Below are 19785 nucleotides of genomic sequence, written 5' to 3'. Positions count from 1 at the left end.
TCAGCTCAGCGCAGGGAGGCGTGGTGCTCCAGAGCGTGCACGGCCCACCACGCGAGGGCGACGGACACCAGGACGGAGACCGGCACGAAGCCGAGCCCCAGGACCGTCGGTTCGACCCCACTCAGCAGATCGGGCAGCATGGAGCGGGCCACGAGGTCCCCGGTACCCATGTCCATGCCGAGGGGCACCAGCATCATCGCGGCGGCGAAGAGCACCTGGCAGACGAGGTAGACCAGGACCATCCCGATGACGGCGCCGCCGATGCCGAGGTGGTTCCACCGCGTCTGGGCAGCAACGCTCATGACGGAGACCCACATGACGAGGAAGCTGAGCAGCTGCACGACCGCAACGGCGCCGATGCTCCACGCCGCGGCGGTGCCGATGAGATCGAGCAGGCTGAGGATTCCGTCCCACACGTCGGCGGGCGGCACGTCGTTCATCCAGGCGCGGACGAGGACGACGACGGTGAGCCCGCCGACGGCGACGGCGAGCGCCACCATGACGGCTGCCATGAGGTAGAGGAGCTTGGCCCCGAAGATCTCGCGGCCGCGGGCAGGCAGGCTCATGGTGAGGTAGCCGCGTCGGCCGTGCATGGTCTGCCAGTACTCGGCCAGAGTGTGGATGGCGATGATGGGGACGGGCAGGGCGAAGGCGATGGCGGCGCCGGTGACGGCCATGAGGGTCGGCGCGTCCGCGCCCATGGCGTGCGGGACGAGTCCGACGGCGAGCGCGCCGATGCCGGCGATGAGCAGGACGCCGATGGTTTTGGCGTGGACGGGACCGAGGGTTCGCGTCTCCTCGGCGAGCAGGGTGCGCATCATGAGCGGTACTCCTTCCTGAACAGGGCGTCGAGGCTCATGCCTGAGGCCTCACGGAGCTCGTCGGCGTCGGCGGCCAGCAGGAGGCGGCCGTCCTTGAGGAAGACGACGGAGTCGACGATGCTCTCGACGTCGGCAATGAGGTGGGTGGAGATGAGCATGAGGGCCTCGGGGTCGAAGTCGCGCAGGACGCCCTCGAGGATGACGTCGCGCGCAGCGGGGTCGACGCCGGACAGTGGCTCGTCGAGGAGGTAGATGCGGGCGCGTCGGCTCATGGCGAGCGTGATACGCAGCTTGTCGCCCATGCCCTTGCTCATGGCCTTGAGGGTGCGGTCGGAGGGTAGGCCGAAGAAGCCAATGAGCTCGCGGGCCTTGGCGGCGTCGAAGTCGGCGAAGAGCCGGGAGAACTGGGCCACGGCCCGCTCGGCGGTGAGGTCCTCGGCAAGGAAGGCGGCGTCGGGAAGGAAGGAGACGAGGGCTTTGCTCTCGGGGCCGGGGGTGTGACCGGCGATCGTCACCTCACCCTCGTAGTCGGCGAGCAGGCCGGCCAGAACCTTGAGCAGGGTGGTCTTGCCGCAGCCGTTGGCACCCATGAGGCCGACGATGCGTCCGGCGGGCAGCTCGAGGGTGAGGTCGGCCAGGACGGGGGTGCCCCGGTAGCCGCGGGTCAGGTGGTGGACGGTGACGGCGGGTGGGGCGGCGGGGTCGGCTCCCCAGGCGGGTGGGATGGTGCGGAATCTCTCGGTGAGGCCGGTACCCGGTGCTGGTGTGCGGGTGCTCATGGTGTGTCTCCTGGGACGCCCTGCGTGCTCCAGCGCTCCGCCAGGAGGGCGTTGGCGCTCTCGAGGCTGAGGCCGAGGCCGGTCAGAGCGGTGATGTAGGTGTCGGTGAAGCCGGTGGCGAGCTCGCGCCGGACCCTGTCGAGGACATGCGGGTCGGCGGTGACGAAGCGGCCCGAGGTGCGCTCGGCACTGGTGAGGCCGCTGCGGTCAAGCTCGGCGAGGGCTCGCTGGACGGTGTTGGGGTTGACCCCGGCGTCGGAGGCGAGCTCACGGACGGAGGGGATGCGGGTTCCAGGCGGCCAGTGGCCCGAGACGATGCGCAGGCGGAAGGTCTCGACCAACTGGACCCAGATGGGTCTGGTGTCGTCGACAGGCACGTGACCTCCTGGTGCTCGGATGTGGACGAGTGCTCATGAGCGGGTGATCGGGCGCCCGGCCGGAACGCTTGTATCACTGCACTAATACAGTGACACAGAGATCCGACGGCGTCAACCCGACTCCCTGCACCACCCCTGACACGGCGCACACCCACCAGGCAAGGGCCGCCTCAGGAAGGCAGGGCTCCACTCATTTGGAAATAGGACACACACGCAACACAGGGGCCCAGCCGGAGCCGCCAGCATCGCGACACCGAGCCATCGACCACCATGTTCCACTGGAATATCAACGATTCACCCACGTTCCCAAGGCTCTCGCGCATTCCGCCTTGCCGAGACCCCCCACCCCTCTTACGGTGATTTACGTCAGCCGCTCCGGCCACCGCACGTCTCCCGAGAGGAACCGATCATGCCCACCGTCGCCCCCATCACCTCCTGCTCCACCACCACCTGCGCCTTCAACCACGAGGGCTGCACCGCCTTCGCCGTCACCATCGGCGGCACGGGCACCTGCAGCACCCTCATCAACCTCGACGCCCGCGGCGGCCTGCCCGTCGCTGAGGCTCACGTCGGGGCCTGCCAGCGCCTGGAGTGCGTCCACAACAAGGACCTCATGTGCTCCGCCGAGGGCATCGCCCTGGGGCCCGACACCGCAGCCTGCCTCACCTACGAGGCCCGCTGACACCCGGTAAGAACCACGCAGCGCACCTCGCACGCGCGAGGCCCGGCCACCGGAGCCTGAACGGAGCCGGTCCCGCCAAGGACGGCGGGGCCGGTTCTGCCCCTGTGTCGCGCTCACCCGCCCGGGGCGGGGCTCAGCCGCGCAGCAGGTCCTCGAGCAGGGCCTCCTGGACACAACCACGCAGGAAGGGCCCCACCTCGCAGGCCCGGCGGGTGCCGCTGGGCAGCCAGACCTGCACCGTCTCAACGCAGGTCGGGGACACGTGCATGAGCGTCACGCCGTCGGGAGCGACGTCGGCGCACACGACCCGCCCGTGCAGTGACGGGCACAACCCGTCGGCCGGACGGTGGGAGCACAGCACCCCGGGAAGGCGCCCCTTGACCACGCTCTCGCACACAAGGGTGAGCGCGGCGTCACCGAGCTCGCGCACCTCCTCCTGGGCGCTGGCGGAGTCGAGGTCATTCCACAGCAGGGAGGGGGCGGAGTCGGCCGCCACGACCTCGGCGAGCGTGTGGCCGGACACGCCCATGGCGTCGTGGACCATCACGCGCTCGGCGGTGATGACGCCCAGGCGGCCGCCGGGCTCCCCGGCCAGCGAACCGAGCCCGTCGAGTGGGTCCTCGCCCGTGATCGGACAGTGGCAGCCGGCAGTCTCGCCGGCGAGCACAAGGGCGGTCTCGTCCGCATCCAGCCAGGTGAGCAGGCCCAGGAGGTGGGCAGTTGCCGAGGTCACGCGCAGGCTGGGCTCGGCGGCCTCGAGGGTGACGTCGAGACGGACCTCGACCACCTCGCCATCGAGGGCGTCGGACAGGGGGTGGTCAGCACTGGGGCAGGCGGCGATGATGACGCGCCCGTCCTCGTCGAGGGCGTGCATGACGGCGAGCGGTTGACCCCCGGCGTGGCGGTAGGCGGTGATGTCAGCGGCTCCGGCCCCGGCGAGGAGCCGGCGCGCCATCCGGCGCGAGGAGACGGGTGCGGCGCCTGCCGTGCTGCCCTGCTCGCTCACGCGTCCTCCTTCGTCGGGTCCCGCTCGGAGGTAAGGCTAGCCTGAGGGGCCGTCGGGCACCATGTGTTCCACCCCTCAGGATCGCCCCGTCAGTTCAGCCCCGACCGGTCAGGCCCGCAGGCGGTCCAGCTCCTCGACCAGCTGCGGCACCACCGTCGTGACATCCCCGACGACGCCGAAGTCCGCCATCTGGAAGATCGGGGCCTCGGCGTCGTCACAGACCGCGACGACCGTGCCCGCCCCCTGGATGCCGCTCGTGTGGTGAATGGCCCCGGAGACTCCCAGACCGATGTACAGGCGCGGGGCGATGCTCACCCCGGTCTGACCCACCTGGGCGCTGCGCTCGAGCCAGCCCTCATCGCACACGACGCGGGTCGCGCCGACGGCGGCCCCCAGCGGGTCCGCCAGCGAGCGCACGAGGTCGATGTCGCCGCCGACACCGCGTCCGGCGACGACCACGGTGCGGGCCCCCGCCAGGTCCGGGCCGCTGGCCGTGGGGGCGGGCTCGCGCGAGACGACCCGCACGGCCAGCGACTCGGGGGTCAGGACGACGTCGAGGGCCTCGACCGCCACGGGGGCTGCGGGCCCGGGGACCTCGACCTCGGGGGCTCGCACGGCCACGACCGGTGTCGTACCGGCCCCGCCGATCCTCAGGGTGGTGGACCAGGAGCCGGACAGGACGGTCTTGGAGGCGGTCAGGGCACCCTCGCGGACCCGCAGGTCGCTGGCGTCGGCGGTGCAGGCCGAGCCGAGGAGGACCGCGGCACGAGCAGCGACCTCCTTGCCGTGGTAGTCCGAGAGCACAAGCGCGACGGCCGGCTTGACGGTGCGCACGGCACTGACGAGGGCGTCCGCCACGACACCGGCCTGCGTGCCGGCCTGCCCAAGGTCGGCTGCGAGCACGCGCGTGGCGCCCGCCCCGGCCAGTGCGGCGCTGGCATCCGCCCCCACGGGCCCGAGGGCGAGGGCCACCACGTCGGCGCGGGTGAGGGCCGCGGCCCCGGCGACGAGCGCGAGCCCGGCGCGAGAAGGGGCGAGAAGGGAGACGGCCTCGGCGGCGCTCGCCCTCGGCGTCTCGAGGTCGACGAGGACGAGGACAGGGGCGTCGAAGGTCTCGCCCACGCTCCCGGCAGGGATCTCAGTCATGTGCGTTCCTCTCAGACGAGCTGGTTCTCGACGAGCCAGGCGGCCAGCTCGCGGCCGGCCTCGCCGGCGTCGGTGCGGATGATGCCTGCGGCTCGCCCCGGGCGCTCCTGGTCGCACAGCACGGCCACCGACGGCTCGGCCGGCTCCAGGCCGAGCGCGGCCAGGTCCCAGGTCTCCAGGGGCTTGCGGCGGGCGGCGCGCATGGCCGCGAAGTTCGGGTAGCGCGGCTCGTTGGCCTGGTCGGTGACGGAGACGAGGGCGGGCAGGGGCGCGCTGAGCACCTCGCGCACGGCCCCCACGGTCCGGGTGATGACGACGTCGCCGTCGCCGACCTCCAGGTCCGTGGCAAGCGTGAGGGCGGGCACGTGCAGCTCGGCGGCGAGCGCGCCGGGAAGCAGCGAGGTCAGCGCGTCGAGGGAGGCCATGCCGGTGACGACGAGGTCGACGTCGCCGGTGCCCTGTCCCCCACCGACGCGCCGGATGGCGGCGGCCAGGGTGCGGGCCGTGACCACGACGTCGGATCCGGCCAGCGCCTCGTCGCTCACGAGGACAGCGGAGTCCGCGCCCATCTGCAGGGCGCGGCGCAGGGCGTCCTCGGCGTCCTCGGGGCCCATTGTCAGTGCGACGACCTCGCCGCCGTGCTCCTCGACGAGGCTGACGGCGGCCTCAACGGCGTTCTCGTCGAGCTCGTTGAGGACGTCCTCCTCACCTCGCACGAGGTGCCCGTCCTCCATCCGTCGTTCGGACTGCACGTCGGGAACGTGCTTGACACAGACCACGATCTTCATGCGGCCCAGGCTGCCACATGGCAGCTGCCGCGGTCACCGGCCCCCGGGGGCGTGAGACGCGCACCACCCGCCCCGGTCAGCGGCGCGCCTTACGCAACACGCCAACGCGCCGAAAGCCCCTGTCGGATTGCCGCTCCCCCTCGACCTGGCAAGAATGCCCCCATGCCAGACACGACCACGACGCAGCCCACTGCGCCCCCGGCCGCCGATCCCCTGCGGCCCGCCGCCCTGGCGGAGCTGGACGCACGGGACCGCAGCCGTCTGGGTGCGACACCGGCCGAGGAGGGCACGAGCTTCGTCGTCGTCGCCCCCGATGCTGCCGCGGTCGACCTGTGCCTGCTCGAGACGGACGGCAGCGGCCGTGTCCTGTCCGAGCGGCGTATCGGCATGCACGGCCCCGTGCGCGGGGCCTGGGGGGCTCATGTGCCCGGCGTCGGCCCCGGCCAGCGCTACGGCTACCGCGTCCACGGCGAGTGGAACCCCTCGGCGGGCTTCCTGCTCAACCCGCACAAGCTCCTCCTCGACCCCTACGCCCGGGCCCTGGAGGGCGCGCCCGGCCTGGGTCCGGAGATCTTCGCCCACACGGTCGACGAGGACTACAACCCCACCTCCGTGCCCTTCACCCTCTCCCACCTGGACTCGGCCGGGCACGTGGCCCTCGGCGTCGTCACCGCGGCCCCGTCCTTCCCGGTGGTCCCCGGCCCGCGCGTGAGCGAGGCGCGCGTGGTCATCTACGAGACGCACGTCAAGGGCCTGACCCTCACCCTGCCGGGGGTGCCCGCCGAGCTGCGGGGCACCTACGCGGGGCTCGCCCATCCGGCCACCATCGAGCACCTGAAGTCCCTGGGCGTGACAACGGTCGAGCTGCTGCCGATCCAGGCGGCCTTCTCCGAGACCTTCCTGCTGGCGCGCGGGCGCAGGAACTACTGGGGCTACTCGACGCTGTCCTACTTCGCGCCCGAGGCCTCCTACGCCATGCGCTCCTCTCAGGAGGCCGGCCCCCAGGCGGTCCTCGACGAGGTGCGCGGCATGGTCTCGCTGCTGCACGAGGCGGGCCTGGAAGTGGTGATGGACGTCGTCTACAACCACACCTGCGAGTCCGGCTTCGGCGGCCCGAGCCTGAGCCTGCGCGGCCTGGACGACCGCCGCTACTACCTGCACGCGCCCGGCCAGAGCGGCCAGTACTACGACGTCACGGGCACGGGGGCGAGCGTGGACATGCGCTACGCGCGCGCCGTCCAGCTGACCCTGGACTCCCTGCGCTACTGGGTCAGTGAGATGGGGGTGGACGGGTTCCGCTTCGACCTGGCGGCGACGCTGGGGCGCCACGCCACCGAGTACAGCTCGCGTCACCCGCTGCTCGTCGCCATGGCGACGGACCCCGTGCTGCGCGGCGCCCGACTCATCGCCGAGCCCTGGGACGTGGGCCCCGGCGGCTGGCGCACCGGCGAGTTCCCCGAGCCCTTCCACGACTGGAATGACCGCTACCGCGGGACCGTGCGCTCCTTCTGGCTGCGCGACGCCTCGGAGATGTCCAAGGGGCGCACGGGCGCGGACCTGCGCGACCTCGCCACGCGCCTGTCGGGCAGTGTGGACACCTTCGGCCACGGCGAGTACCCGGGCGGGCGCGGGCCCCTGGCGAGCGTCAACTTCGTCACCGCCCACGACGGCTTCACGCTGCGCGACCTCGTCTGTTACGACCACAAGCACAACGAGGACAACGGCGAGGGCAACCGGGACGGCACGGACGACAACCGCTCCTGGAACCACGGCTTCGAGGGGCCGATCCCCGAGGGTGTGGACATGGGCCCGCACGAGCTCATGCGCCGGCGCTCCATGCGCAACGTCCTGGCGACCCTGCTCGTCTCCGCGGGAACGCCGATGCTCCTGGGCGGCGACGAGATCGGTCGCACCCAGCAGGGCAACAACAACTCCTACTGTCAGGACTCCCCGATCTCCTGGTACAGCTGGGAGCTGGAGCCGTGGCAGCGCGACCTGCTGGCCACCTCCCAGTTCCTTGTGCGCACCCGCCAGGACCACCCGGTCATGCGGCCCTCCTCCTTCGCCTCGGGCACCATCCGCCCGGGGGACACGATCGCGGACCTGTCGTGGCTGGGTGCCGACGGCGAGACACTGAGTAACGACGCCTGGCACGACCCGCACACCCGGGTCGTGCAGATGCTGCGCTCGGGGCGACTCGTGGACGATGACGACCTGCTCGTCGTCATCAACGGCAGTCTCGACCAGTGCGAGGTGGTGCTGGCCGACGGGCACGGCACCGACTGGCACCTGGCGTGGGACTCGACCTGGCCGGTGCCGCGCCCGCACACCTCCTCCTTCTCCCTGGCGCGCCGGGTCGCCCGGGGTGAGGCGGCGCGGGCCCGTGCCGTCAACCCCGAGCGTGCCCGCGCGTCGCGGCCGGGGGCCACCGACTGCCGCCAGGACCGTCCGGGGGACACGACGACGCTGGAGGCGCTGAGCATGCGGGTGTACTTCTCCGGGGAGGTCCTGGCGCAGCCCTGAGCCGGGCCGACGCCGAGGGCACAAGACGGGCGGACGGGCCGACCGCCGTCGGTCCCTAGGATGAGCGGTATGACGCACACGCCCGAGCACGAGACGACCACGCCCACCCCCGCCGAGGAGGCGCTGGCCAACGCCACGAACGACGCCTCCCTGGCGCGGTCCCTGGCGCGCAGCGAGGAGATCCGCGCGGACCTCGACGTCAACCCGGGCCGCTACCGGATGCTCACGGGCGTGCGCCCCACCGGCAACATGCACCTGGGCCACTACTTCGGCACGATGCACTCCTGGAGGCGCATCCAGGACCTGGGGGTGGACACGTGGATCCTCGTTGCCGACTACCAGGTCATCACCGACCGCGACGGCGTCGGCCCGATCCGTGAGCGCGTGCTGTCCCTCGTGGCGGACACGCTCGCCGTCGGGGTGGACCCCGAGCGCTCGACCGTCTTCGCCCACTCGGCCGTCCCGGCGGCCAACCAGCTCATGCTGCCCTTCCTGTCGCTGGTCACCGAGTCCGAGCTGCACCGCAACCCGACCGTCAAGGCCGAGCTCGAGGCCACTGACGGGCGCGCCATGTCCGGCCTCATGCTCACCTACCCGGTGCACCAGGCGGCGGACATCCTCTTCTGCCAGGCGAACCTTGTGCCCGTGGGCAAGGACCAGCTACCGCACCTGGAGCAGGCCCGGCTCATCGCCCAGCGCTTCGACAAGCGTTACGGCCGCGCGGACAAGCACCGTCCGGTCTTCCGCCGCCCCGAGGCGCTGCTGAGCGAGGCGCCGCTGCTGCTGGGGCTCGACGGGGAGAAGATGAGCAAGTCCCGTCACAACACGATCGAGCTGCGCATGAGCGCGGACGAGACGGCCAAGGCGCTGAAGAAGGCCAAGACGGACTCGGATCGTGTCATCACCTACGACCCGGCCGACCGCCCCGAGGTGTCCAACCTGCTCATGCTGGCCAGCCTGTGCGGGGCGGGCACGCCCGAGGACATTGCCGCGCGGATCAGCGACGGCGGGGCGGGTGCCCTCAAGAAGCTGACGACGGAGGCCGTCAACGAGTTCTTCGCCCCGATCCGTGCCCGCCGTGCTGAGCTGGCGGCGAACGAGGACTACCTGCGTGAGGTCCTGCACGGGGGCAACGCGCGCGCCTGCGAGGTCGCTGAGGCCACCCTTGAGGACGTGCGCGCCGCCATGCACATGAACTACTGACGCCCCACACCTACGCGCACGTTGTGCGTGTGACGTGACGGCGACCAGTGACCCACGGGCACGCTCACAGCGATATGACTCGCGCCCGCACACCCCGTACCCTTGAACTGTGACCGCGAACACGCAGAATCCTGCCCCCACCCCTGCGACCTCCCGCGTGTCGAGGAGATCCGCTCGCTCAGCTCCCAGCGTCCCCGGCCCCGCCGCCTACTCCCCCGTGGGCCGCATCCCCGTCACCGAGGTCTTTCCCGTGGTCGAGGACGGGCGCTGGCCCGCCAAGGCCGTCCCCGGTGAGGTTGTGCCCGTGCGCGCCACCGTTTTCCGCGAGGGCCACGACCGCTTCGGCGCCACCGCCGTCCTCGTGCGCCCCGACGGCACGGACGGTCCCAGTGCCCGCATGTACGAGGTCGGCCTGGGCCTGGACCGCTACGAAGCCCGCCTGGCCGCCGACGCCCCCGGAGACTGGGGTCTGCGCGTGGAGGGCTGGTCCGACCCCTACGCCACCTGGAGCCACGACGCCGGCATCAAGGTCCCGGCCGGCATTGACGTCGAGCTCATGCTCGAGGAGGGTGCCCGCGTCCTCGAGCGCGCCGCGGGTGTCAGCGGCCGCGAGTCGGCCGACGTCGATGTCCTCACCAGGGCCGCCGCCTTCCTGCGTGACACCACGGTGCAGCCCACCCTGCGCCTGGCGGCCGGCCACAGCCCCGAGGTCACCGACGCGCTCGAGCGCCTGCCGCTGCGCGACCACGTCTCACCCAGCGCCACCTACCCGCTGCAGGTGGACCGCGAGCGCGCCCTGGCCGGCTCCTGGTACGAGATCTTCCCGCGCTCGCTCGGCTCCGGCGTCGACGAGCACGGCGTGTGGCACACGGGCACGCTGCGCACGGCCACCGCCCACCTGGACCGTATCGCCGCCATGGGCTTCGACGTGCTCTACCTCACCCCCATCTCCCCCATCGGCACCACCAACCGCAAGGGCCGCAACAACACCCTCGACGCCCGCCCCGGGGACCCGGGATCGCCCTACGGCATCGGCTCACCGGCCGGCGGACACGACGCCATCCACCCGGACCTGGGCACCTTCGAGGACTTCGACGCCCTCGTCGCCCGCGCCGACGAGCTCGGCATGGAGGTCGCCCTCGACCTGGCCCTGCAGTGTTCCCCGGACCACCCGTGGGTGACCGAGCACCCCGAGTGGTTCACCGTCCTGGCCGACGGGTCCATCGCCTACGCCGAGAACCCTCCCAAGAAGTACCAGGACATCTACCCGCTCAACTTCGACAACGACCCCGAGGGCATCTACCAGGCCATCCGCGACGTCGTCTACACGTGGATCGGGCACGGCGTGACGATCTTCCGCGTCGACAACCCCCACACCAAGCCCCTGGTGTTCTGGCAGCGCCTGCTGCGCGAGGTCCGTTCGACCAACCCCGAGGTCCTGTTCCTCGCCGAGGCCTTCACGCGCCCGGCGATGATGCGCACGCTCGGCAAGATCGGCTTCCACCAGTCCTACACGTACTTCGCGTGGCGCAACACCAGGCAGGAGCTGACCGACTACCTCGTGGAGCTGTCGCAGGAGACCGCCCACGTCCTGCGCCCGACCTTCTGGCCGACGACCCATGACATCCTCACCCCCTTCATGACGCACGGCGGCGTCCCGGCCTTCAAGCTGCGGGCCGTGCTGGCGGCGACCATGAGCCCCACCTGGGGCATCTACTCGGGCTACGAGCTGGCCGAGTCCGTGCCGCGCCCCGGTTACGAGGAGCAGATCGACAACGAGAAGTACGAGCTCAAGCCTCGTGACTTCGCCGCCGCGCGCGCCAACGGCATCGAGGACCTGCTCACCACCCTCAACGCCGCGCGTGCCGCCCACCCGGCCCTGCGCCAGCTGCGCGACGTGTGGTTCCACGGCACCAGCGACGAGCACCTCATCGCCTACTCCAAGCGCGTCGCCGCCGCCCACAGCCCCACCGGGCGTGAGGACGTCGTGCTCACGGTGGTCAACCTGGACCCGCACAGCGCCCATGCGGGGCACGTGTTCCTCAACCTGGCTCAGCTCGGCCTGCCCGAGGGCACGGACGGCTCCCACCCGGTCATCCGGGTCACCGACGAGCTCACCGGCTGGTCCTTCGAGTGGGGCGCCCAGAACTACGTGCGCCTGGACCCCTTCGAGGGTCGCGTCGCGCACGTGTTCCACGTCGAGGTCCCGTGATCGCCACCATGACGAGCACTGCCCTCCCCACGAGCCCGCCCGGTGTCCCCGCCCTGCCCCCGGCGCCGCGCACCGGTCTGGGCGAGGACCCCCAGTGGTTCCGCACCGCCGTCTTCTATGAGGCGCTGCTGCGGTCCTTCGCCGACTCCGACGGCGACGGCGTGGGGGACTTCAGGGGGCTGACCTCCCGCCTGGACTACCTGGCCTGGCTGGGCGTCGACGCCATCTGGGTGCCGCCCTTCTACCCCTCGCCCATGCGCGACGGCGGCTACGACATCAGCGACTACACGGGCATCGACCCACGCTACGGCACGGTCGAGGACTTTGAGGAGATGGTCCACGAGGCCCACGCCCGCGGCATCCGCGTCGTCATCGACATGGTCCTCAACCACACCTCTGACGCCCACCCCTGGTTTCAGGCCTCGCGCTCGGACCCGGAAGGCCCCTACGGCGACTTCTACGTGTGGTCCGACTCCGATGAGGTCTACGTCGGCACGCGCATCATCTTCGTCGACACCGAGTCCTCGAACTGGACCTGGGACGAGGAGCGCGGCCAGTTCTTCTGGCACCGTTTCTTCTCCCACCAGCCGGACCTCAACTACGACAACCCGGCCGTGGTCGAGGCCGTCACCGACGTCGTGCGCTTCTGGGCGCGCACGGGCGTGGATGGCTTCCGTCTGGACGCGATCCCCTACCTCGTCGAGCGCGAGGGCACGAGCAGCGAGAACCTGCCCGGCACGCATGCGATCGTCGCCCGGCTGGCGGCGGTGCTCGCCGAGGAGTTCCCCGGCACCATCACCATCGCCGAGGCCAACCAGATGCCCAGCGAGGTCGTCGCCTACTTCGGGACCCCCGACGCCCCCGAGTGCACCATGTGCTTCCACTTCCCCGTCATGCCGCGCATCTTCCGCTCCCTGCGCGAGGGCCGCGCGGACTCGATCCGCCAGGTGCTCGCCGAGACGCCCGAGATCCCGGCCCACGGGCAGTGGGGCACCTTCCTGCGCAACCACGACGAGCTCACCCTCGAGATGGTCTCCGACGACGAGCGCGCCCTCATGTACGGCTGGTACGCCCCCGAGGGCCGTATGCGTGCCAACGTGGGGATCCGACGGCGGCTGTCTCCCCTGCTGGGTGACAGCCGGGACGAGATCATGCTGGCGCACGCCCTGCTGCTGTCCCTGCCGGGATCGCCCTGCCTGTACTACGGCGATGAGATCGGCATGGGCGAGAGCATCTGGCTTGAGGACCGCGACGCGGTGCGCACCCCCATGCAGTGGGACCGCAGCGCACACATGGGCTTCTCGGCCGCGCCGGAGACCACCGCGCTCACGCTGCCGCTCATCAGCGCCCCGGGCTGGGCCGAGCGCAACGTCGCCGATGCCCTGGCGGACCCCGGCTCGCTGCTGCACGCGCTGCGCGACCTGCTGGCGGTGCGCCGTCGGCACCCGGTGCTCGGCCGGGGCTCCTTCCTCATGCGCCTCTCCTCCCATGCCGCGGTCCTGGCCCACACGCGCCAGGACACGACCCCCGACGGCGGTACCGCCCTGCTGTGCCTGGCGAATGTCGGCGACGAGGAGTGCCGGGCCGTCATCGATCTGCCGGAGATGGCCGGGGCCCGCATCGACGTCGTGCTGGCCGGCCCCGAGGGGGCCCATGAGGACGTCGTGGTGGGCGAGGACGGGCGCCTTGGCATCACCCTGCCGCCGCGCGGCTACCGCTGGCTGAGCCTGTCGCTGCCCGTGAGGGAGTCCTGAGCCATGTCTCGACAACTCCTCTGGCCCGCCGACGACGAGCTGCTGAGCGCGGTCCTTCCGTGGGCCTGCGAGCGGCGCTGGTTCCCCCTCAAGGGGGCCGTCCCACAGGCTGAGCGCTGCGCCGTCGTCGCCGACGTCGCCCTGGCCCCCGGGGTGCGTGACCTCGTCCTGGCACTGCCCACGGACGACGTCACGGACACGGCCCGGGTGCTGCTGCACGTGCCGCTCGTGCTGGGTGAGGTCTCCGACCTCGAGCGCCTGACCGGCCCGAAGGAGGCGGCGGGAGCTGCGGGCCTGCTGCTTGAGGACGGCACGGCCCTCGTCGACGGACCGCACCACCCCACCTTCTGGCGGGCCTGGGCCACCGCCGTCCTCGAGGCCGGCACCACGCTGAGCCCCACGGCGGTGCGGGCGGTCATCCAGCGGGCCGAGCGCCTGCGCGTGAGCACGGGCGAGCAGTCGAACACGAGCGTCATCCTGCCCGCCCCCACAGACTCCTCCTCCGCCTCAGTCGGCCAGGGGGACGCGGCGACGCCCGACCTCATCGTCAAGCTCCTGCGTGTGCTCGAGCCGGGCCGCAACCCCGACGTCGAGGTCCCCGTGGCCCTGGCCCGCAGCGGCTGGGACCGGGTGCCCACGCCGGTGGCCTGGTCCTCACTGGATGTCCTCGTGCCCGGCTCCTCCGCCCCCGTAAGCGCGGACGCCGCCGTGGCCACCACCTTCGTACCCGGCGCCGAGGACGGCTTCACCCTGTTCTGTGCCCTGGCCGGCGACGACGACGGCGAGGGTGCACCCACGCGCCTGCGTGCGCTCGCCCTGGCCGACACGCTCGGTGAGACGACCGCCCAGATGCACGAGCACCTGGCCCAGGCCCTGGGCACGAGCGCCGCCGTCCCCGCCGCCGCCCTCGCCCGGGGCCTGCGTGCACGCGCCACCTGGGCCATGCGGGAGGTCCCCGCGCTGGCCAGGGAGGTTCCCGCCCTCGCCCAGCGGGTGGAGGAGGTGCTCGGCGCTCTGACCGCCCTGCCGGCCCTGCCCATCGCCTCACGGGTCCACGGCGACTACCACCTGGGCCAGACACTCCACGGCGCCGATGGGCACTGGTACGTGCTCGACTTCGAGGGTGAGCCGCTGCGGCCGCTGGCCGAACGCTGCGTGCACGACCAGCCGCTGCGCGACGTGGCCGGGATGCTGCGCTCCTTCGACTACGCGGCGGCCGTCGGCGGCGCCACGGATGACACGTGGTCCGCCCAGGTACGCCGGGCCTTCCTCGACGGCTATCATCGCGTCCTACCGTCCACGGGCCGTGATGCCGGGCGCGACGCCGTCGTCATCGCTGCTCTTGAGCTCGACAAGGCCTTCTACGAGGCTGTCTACGAGGCCCGCCACCGACCGGACTGGCTGCCCGTCCCATTGGCCGGGATCCATCGAGTCCTCGGCACAAAGTCCCCCTCAGTCCCCAACACCCATGGAAGAGTGGAACGCATGAGCGACGTCACTGCCCCCGACCCCACGCCCGCCGCGACTGGCCGTGAGCCCGCCGCTAGCACCCCCGTCGGCCCTGTGCCGGTCGAGCCCTGGGTGTTGGCCGACGTCGCCTACGCGCGTTACCACAACCCTCATGAGGTCCTCGGTGCTCACCCGGGTGAGCACGGGATCACGATCCGTACGGTGCGCCACCTGGCCGACGCCGTCGCCGTCGTCACGGCCGAAGGCACCTTCCCGGCCGAGCACGAACAGGACGGCGTGTGGGTGGCCCTGCTGCCCGGCGACGTCATCCCGGACTACCGCCTCGACGTCACCTACGGCAACGAGACGACCCGGGTCGACGACCCCTACCGCTTCATGCCCACCCTGGGTGAGATGGACACCTACCTCATCTCCGAGGGCCGCCACGAGGCCCTGTGGGAGGTCCTGGGTGCGCACGTCAAGACCTATGACGGCGCCATGGGCGAAGTGACCGGCACAGCCTTCGCCGTGTGGGCGCCCAACGCGCGCGCCGTGCGCGTCGTCGGCGACTTCAACTACTGGGACGGCACCGCCACCGCCATGCGCTCCCTGGGCGCCTCGGGCGTGTGGGAGTTGTTCGTGCCCGGTGTGGGCGTCGGCGCCCGTTACAAGTTCGAGATCTGCTTCGCGGACGGCTCCTGGCACCAGAAGGCCGACCCCATGGCGCGCGCCACCGAGGTGCCGCCCGCCACCGCCTCCGTCGTCACCGACCAGTTCCACGAGTGGGGCGACCAGGAGTGGATGGAGCGCCGCGCCACCACGGACCCGCACTCGGGCCCGATGAGCGTCTACGAGCTGCACGTGGGCTCCTGGCGCCAGGGCCTGGGCTACCGCGGCCTGGCCGACGAGCTCGTCCCCTACCTCAAGGAGACCGGCTTCACGCACGTGGAGTTCCTGCCGGTGGCCGAGCACCCCTTCGGAGGCTCCTGGGGCTACCAGCTGACCGGCTACTACGCCCCCACCGCGCGCTTCGGCACCCCGGACGACTTCCGCTACCTCGTTGACCGCCTCCACCAGGCCGGCATCGGCGTCATCCTCGACTGGGTGCCCGCCCACTTCCCCAAGGACGAGTGGGCGCTGGCCCGCTTCGACGGCACCGCCCTGTACGAGGACCCGGACCCGCAGCGCGGCGAGCACCCCGACTGGGGCACGTACATCTTCAACTACGGGCGCAACGAGGTGCGCAACTTCCTCGTCGCCAACGCCCTGTACTGGCTCGAGGAGTTCCACGCCGACGGCCTGCGCGTGGACGCGGTGGCCTCCATGCTCTACCTCGATTACTCGCGCGACGAGAACCAGTGGCACCCCAACCAGTTCGGCGGGCGTGAGAACCTCGAGGCCATCAGCTTCCTGCAGGAGGCCACGGCGACCGCTTACCGCAAGAACCCCGGCATCGTCATGGTGGCGGAGGAGTCGACGGCGTGGCCGGGCGTGACCACCCCCACCGAGTACGGCGGCCTCGGCTTCGGGCTCAAGTGGAACATGGGCTGGATGAACGACACCCTGCGCTACATGCAGGAGGAGCCGATCAACCGGCGCTACCACCACGGCGAACTCACCTTCTCGCTCGTCTACGCCTTCTCCGAGCAGTTCACCCTGCCGCTGAGCCACGACGAGGTCGTGCACGGCAAGGGCTCCCTGCTGTCCAGGATGCCGGGCGACCCCTGGCAGGAGCTGGCGAACCTGCGGGCCCTGTACGCCTACCAGTGGTCCCACCCGGGCAAGCAGCTGCTGTTCATGGGCCAGGAGTTCGGCCAGGGCTCGGAGTGGAACGCCGACACCTCCCTGGACTGGTGGATCCTGGACGACCCGGGCCACCAGGGCCTGCTGCGCCTGGTCAGCGACCTCAACGCTGTCTACACCTCCTCGCCCGCACTGTGGGCGGACGACTTCTCCCACCGCGGCTTCGAGTGGATCGAGGCGGGCGACGGCGACCACAACGTCCTGTCCTACCTGCGCAAGGGCGTCGGCCCTGACGGGCGCAACGACCTGGTCGTCATCATCGTCAACTTCGCCGGAACCCCGCACGAGGGCTACCGGGTGGGCCTGCCCTTCGCGGGCGGCTGGGACGAGGTCATCAACACCGACGCCCCCGAGTACGGCGGCTCCGGTGTGGGCAACCTCGGCCACGTCGAGGCCGAGGAACTGCCGTGGAACGGCCGTCCTGCCTCGGTGCGCCTGCGCGTGCCCCCGCTGGGCGCCGTGTTCCTGCGGCCGAGCAGGGACTGAGAGCGGCCGACGACGGCGGAGTGGACGTCAGGTGTGTCATGGAGAGTCCTTCATGTCACACCCGACGTCCCTCCGAACCTCATCGGAGGAATTCGGCGCCGGCGTCCACGTCCAGCAGCCGTACCGTGCGCACCGTGCGCTGACCCAGGCGTAGCGGCGTGACGCTGCTCCCGGGGCCAACCTGCACTCGCCACCCCGACGTATTCGGTACCCTGTCCGAGGACGCGTCGAGGTGGACGGGGGACGCCATCCACGCGTCACCACCCTTGCCCCGCGCGCGCTGCACGCCGCGCCCCACCAGGCAGCGGCGAACCGGTTGTCTGATAAGGGAAGAACAATGACGCAGAACCTGGCTAGCACTGTGCCCTCGCAGGTACGTGCGGTCTCCGGCCGTCCCGCCGAGGCCTCCACCCGCATGGAGGTCTGGCAGGGCCTGTCCGCCGCCGTCGTCGACGCCATCGCCAACGACTGGCACGCCACGGACGAGCGCTACCGCGCAGGCCGCATGGAGCACTACTTCTCCGCCGAGTTCCTCATGGGCCGCGCCCTGCTCAACAACCTCACCAACCTCGGCCTGGTCGATGAGGCGCAGAAGGCCGTGGGTGCCTTCGGGCACAACCTCTCCGATGTCCTCGAGCAGGAGCCCGACGCCGCTCTGGGTAACGGAGGCCTCGGACGCCTGGCCGCCTGCTTCCTCGACTCCTGCGCCACCCTCGACCTGCCGGTCAACGGCTACGGCATTCTCTACCGCTACGGCCTGTTCAAGCAGCTCTTCGACGACGGCTTCCAGACCGAGCACCCCGACGCCTGGATGGAGGAGGGCTACCCCTTCGTCATCCGCCGCGAAGAGGCCCAGCGCATCGTCCGCTACCAGGACCTGACCGTGCGCGCCGTCCCCCACGACATGCCCATCACCGGCTACGGCACGCGCAACGTCAACACGCTGCGCCTGTGGAAGGCCGAGCCGATGGAGGAGTTCGACTACGAGGCCTTCAACTCCCAGCGCTTCACCGACGCCATCGTCGAGCGCGAGCGCACCGCTGACATCTCCCGGGTCCTCTACCCCAACGACACGACCTACGAGGGCAAGGTCCTGCGCGTGCGCCAGCAGTACTTCTTCTGCTCGGCCTCCCTGCAGGAGATCATCGACACCTACATCGCCCACCACGGCGAGGACCTGCGCGGCTTCTCCACCTACAACGCCATCCAGCTCAACGACACCCACCCGGTCCTGGCCATCCCCGAGCTCATGCGCCTGCTCATGGACGAGCACGACCTGGGCTGGGAGGAGGCCTGGGCCGAGGTCGTCACGACCTTCGCCTACACCAACCACACGGTGCTCGCCGAGGCCCTGGAGACCTGGGAGGTCTCCATCTTCGAGCGGCTCTTCCCGCGCGTGCTCGAGATCGTCTACGAGATCGACCGCCGATTCCGTCAGGACATGCGCGAGCGCGGCCTCGACGAGGACACCATCGCCTACATGGCGCCCGTCCAGGACGGCGTTGTGCGCATGGCCTGGATCGCCTGTTACGCCGCCTACTCCATCAACGGTGTCGCCGCCATCCACACCGAGATCATCAAGCGCGACACCCTCAAGGAGTGGTACGCCCTCTGGCCCGAGCGCTTCAACAACAAGACCAACGGTGTGACCCCGCGCCGCTGGCTGCGCCAGTGCAACCCGCGCCTGTCCGCCGTCCTGGACGACGTCGTCGGCAACGACTCCTGGGTGCGCGACCTGTCCGTCCTGTCCCGCTTCACCGACGGCGTCGGCGACGAGGTCCTGGACCGCCTGGCTGAGGTCAAGCGTGCCAACAAGGCGGACTTCGCCGCCTGGGTCCTGGAGCGCGAGGGCGTCGAGATCGACCCCGAGGCCGTCTTCGACGTCCAGATCAAGCGTCTGCACGAGTACAAGCGCCAGCTGCTCAACGCCCTGTACATCCTGGACCTGTACTTCCGCATGAAGGAGGACCCGTCCCTGGAGGTGCCCAAGCGCGTCTTCGTCTTCGGTGCGAAGGCCGCCCCGGGCTACGTGCGCGCCAAGGCGATCATCAAGCTCATCAACACCATCGCCGAGCTGGTCAACAACGACCCGGTCGTCTCGCGCACCCTCAAGGTCGTCTTCATCCACAACTACAACGTCTCGCCCGCCGAGCACATCATCCCGGCCGCTGACGTCTCCGAGCAGATCTCGATGGCCGGCAAGGAGGCCTCGGGCACCTCGAACATGAAGTTCATGATGAACGGCGCCCTGACCCTGGGCACCCTCGACGGCGCCAACGTCGAGATCCTGGACCAGGTCGGTGAGGACAACGCCTACATCTTCGGCGCCACCGAGGACGAGCTGCCCGTGCTGCGAGAGACCTACGACCCGCGCCAGGCCTACGAGAATGTCCCCGGTCTCAAGCGCGTGCTCGACGCCCTCATCGACGGCACCCTCGACGACCGCGGCACGGGAGGCTTCGCCGACATCCGCCGCTCCCTGCTCGAGGCGAGCTACGAGAGCGCCGACGTCTACTACGTCCTGGGTGACTTCGCCGCCTACCGCGAGGCCAAGGACCGCATGGCCGCCGACTACGCCGACCAGCGCGCCTGGCAGCGCAAGGTGTGGGTCAACATCACCGGCTCCGGTCGCTTCTCCTCCGACCGCACGATCAGCGACTACGCCCACGAGGTGTGGAAGATCGAGCCCGAGTCCGTGTGACCCGCAGCCGCGCAAGCGGACAGCGGGGGCCCTGCCCGGCACGTGCCGGGCAGGG

13 protein-coding genes are annotated in these 19785 nt (G+C 70.9%); 7 read left to right on the top strand and 6 right to left on the bottom strand.

Features of this window, described 5'->3' with window-relative positions; translation table 11 throughout:
- Positions 1–5: 5 nt before the first annotated feature.
- The 3 genes from ID810_RS03335 to ID810_RS03325 are packed head-to-tail and all read right to left on the bottom strand — an operon-like array spanning position 6 to position 1977.
- Positions 6–821 carry a hypothetical protein gene (locus tag ID810_RS03335; RefSeq protein WP_166855162.1) on the bottom strand — a complete coding sequence of 272 codons (816 nt, stop codon included), beginning with the start codon at positions 819–821 and terminating at the stop codon, positions 6–8.
- A complete protein-coding gene (locus tag ID810_RS03330) occupies positions 818–1600 on the bottom strand; it encodes an ABC transporter ATP-binding protein (RefSeq protein WP_166855163.1) in 783 nt (260 codons plus the stop codon). Before ID810_RS03330 ends, ID810_RS03335 begins: the two co-directional genes overlap by 4 nt.
- Complete coding sequence (locus tag ID810_RS03325) at positions 1597–1977, bottom strand: GntR family transcriptional regulator (protein ID WP_166855164.1); 381 nt, start codon at positions 1975–1977, stop codon at positions 1597–1599. Before ID810_RS03325 ends, ID810_RS03330 begins: the two co-directional genes overlap by 4 nt.
- A 409-nt stretch (positions 1978–2386) precedes the next feature.
- On the opposite strand from ID810_RS03325, the gene ID810_RS03320 reads away from it, so the two are divergent.
- Positions 2387–2659: a DUF1540 domain-containing protein gene (locus ID810_RS03320; RefSeq protein ID WP_166855165.1), complete on the top strand. Its 273-nt coding sequence runs from the start codon at positions 2387–2389 to the stop codon at positions 2657–2659.
- Positions 2660–2792: 133 nt separating this feature from the next.
- Here the strand turns inward: ID810_RS03320 and ID810_RS03315 are convergent, their stop codons facing one another.
- From ID810_RS03315 to ID810_RS03305, 3 genes are all read right to left on the bottom strand, one after another.
- The gene (locus ID810_RS03315) at positions 2793–3665 is read right to left on the bottom strand and encodes a hypothetical protein (protein WP_243856509.1); all 873 of its coding nucleotides are present in this window, start codon (positions 3663–3665) and stop codon (positions 2793–2795) included.
- Between the two features lie 108 nt (positions 3666–3773).
- Complete coding sequence (locus tag ID810_RS03310; RefSeq protein ID WP_166855166.1) at positions 3774–4811, bottom strand: electron transfer flavoprotein subunit alpha/FixB family protein; 1038 nt, start codon at positions 4809–4811, stop codon at positions 3774–3776.
- 11 nt (positions 4812–4822) lie between these two features.
- Positions 4823–5599 (bottom strand): electron transfer flavoprotein subunit beta/FixA family protein, encoded by a 777-nt coding sequence (locus ID810_RS03305; protein WP_166855167.1) that lies wholly within the window; start codon positions 5597–5599, stop codon positions 4823–4825.
- A 162-nt stretch (positions 5600–5761) separates the two neighbouring features.
- Between ID810_RS03305 and glgX the strand changes: the two genes are divergently transcribed.
- The 6 genes from glgX (at position 5762) to ID810_RS03275 (ending at position 19730) form a co-directional block, all read left to right on the top strand.
- Positions 5762–8122: a glycogen debranching protein GlgX gene (gene glgX, locus ID810_RS03300; protein ID WP_166855168.1), complete on the top strand. Its 2361-nt coding sequence runs from the start codon at positions 5762–5764 to the stop codon at positions 8120–8122.
- Positions 8123–8191: 69 nt separating this feature from the next.
- Positions 8192–9325 carry a tryptophan--tRNA ligase gene (gene trpS / locus ID810_RS03295; protein WP_166855169.1) on the top strand — a complete coding sequence of 378 codons (1134 nt, stop codon included), beginning with the start codon at positions 8192–8194 and terminating at the stop codon, positions 9323–9325.
- 109 nt (positions 9326–9434) lie between these two features.
- On the top strand, positions 9435–11537 hold the full coding sequence (locus ID810_RS03290) for an alpha-1,4-glucan--maltose-1-phosphate maltosyltransferase (protein WP_425321779.1): 2103 nt from the start codon (positions 9435–9437) through the stop codon (positions 11535–11537).
- 8 nt (positions 11538–11545) lie between these two features.
- Complete coding sequence (gene treS, locus ID810_RS03285) at positions 11546–13291, top strand: maltose alpha-D-glucosyltransferase (RefSeq protein WP_166855170.1); 1746 nt, start codon at positions 11546–11548, stop codon at positions 13289–13291.
- Positions 13292–14776: 1485 nt separating this feature from the next.
- Entirely contained in the window at positions 14777–17029 is a 2253-nt protein-coding gene (gene glgB / locus ID810_RS03280) for a 1,4-alpha-glucan branching protein GlgB (protein WP_166855358.1), read from the top strand.
- 337 nt (positions 17030–17366) lie between these two features.
- Positions 17367–19730: a glycogen/starch/alpha-glucan phosphorylase gene (locus ID810_RS03275; RefSeq protein ID WP_166855171.1), complete on the top strand. Its 2364-nt coding sequence runs from the start codon at positions 17367–17369 to the stop codon at positions 19728–19730.
- Positions 19731–19785 lie beyond the last annotated feature (55 nt).

This window comes from Actinomyces respiraculi (genome assembly GCF_014595995.2).
Taxonomy (GTDB): Bacteria; Actinomycetota; Actinomycetes; order Actinomycetales; family Actinomycetaceae; genus Actinomyces; species Actinomyces respiraculi.
The sequence above is the reverse complement of the archived record's forward strand: the minus strand, read 5'-3'. Positions and strand labels throughout refer to the sequence as shown.

Bases quoted from the DNA above. Each gene is read 5' to 3' on its own strand.
- ID810_RS03335 (WP_166855162.1), bottom strand. From the start codon at position 821: ATGATGCGCACCCTGCTCGCCGAGGAGACGCGAACCCTCGGTCCCGTC.
- ID810_RS03330 (WP_166855163.1), bottom strand. From the start codon at position 1,600: ATGAGCACCCGCACACCAGCACCGGGTACCGGCCTCACCGAGAGATTC.
- ID810_RS03320 (WP_166855165.1), top strand. From the start codon at position 2,387: ATGCCCACCGTCGCCCCCATCACCTCCTGCTCCACCACCACCTGCGCC.
- ID810_RS03310 (WP_166855166.1), bottom strand. From the start codon at position 4,811: ATGACTGAGATCCCTGCCGGGAGCGTGGGCGAGACCTTCGACGCCCCT.
- ID810_RS03305 (WP_166855167.1), bottom strand. From the start codon at position 5,599: ATGAAGATCGTGGTCTGTGTCAAGCACGTTCCCGACGTGCAGTCCGAA.
- glgX (WP_166855168.1), top strand. From the start codon at position 5,762: ATGCCAGACACGACCACGACGCAGCCCACTGCGCCCCCGGCCGCCGAT.
- trpS (WP_166855169.1), top strand. From the start codon at position 8,192: ATGACGCACACGCCCGAGCACGAGACGACCACGCCCACCCCCGCCGAG.
- treS (WP_166855170.1), top strand. From the start codon at position 11,546: ATGACGAGCACTGCCCTCCCCACGAGCCCGCCCGGTGTCCCCGCCCTG.
- glgB (WP_166855358.1), top strand. From the start codon at position 14,777: ATGAGCGACGTCACTGCCCCCGACCCCACGCCCGCCGCGACTGGCCGT.
- ID810_RS03275 (WP_166855171.1), top strand. From the start codon at position 17,367: ATGACGCAGAACCTGGCTAGCACTGTGCCCTCGCAGGTACGTGCGGTC.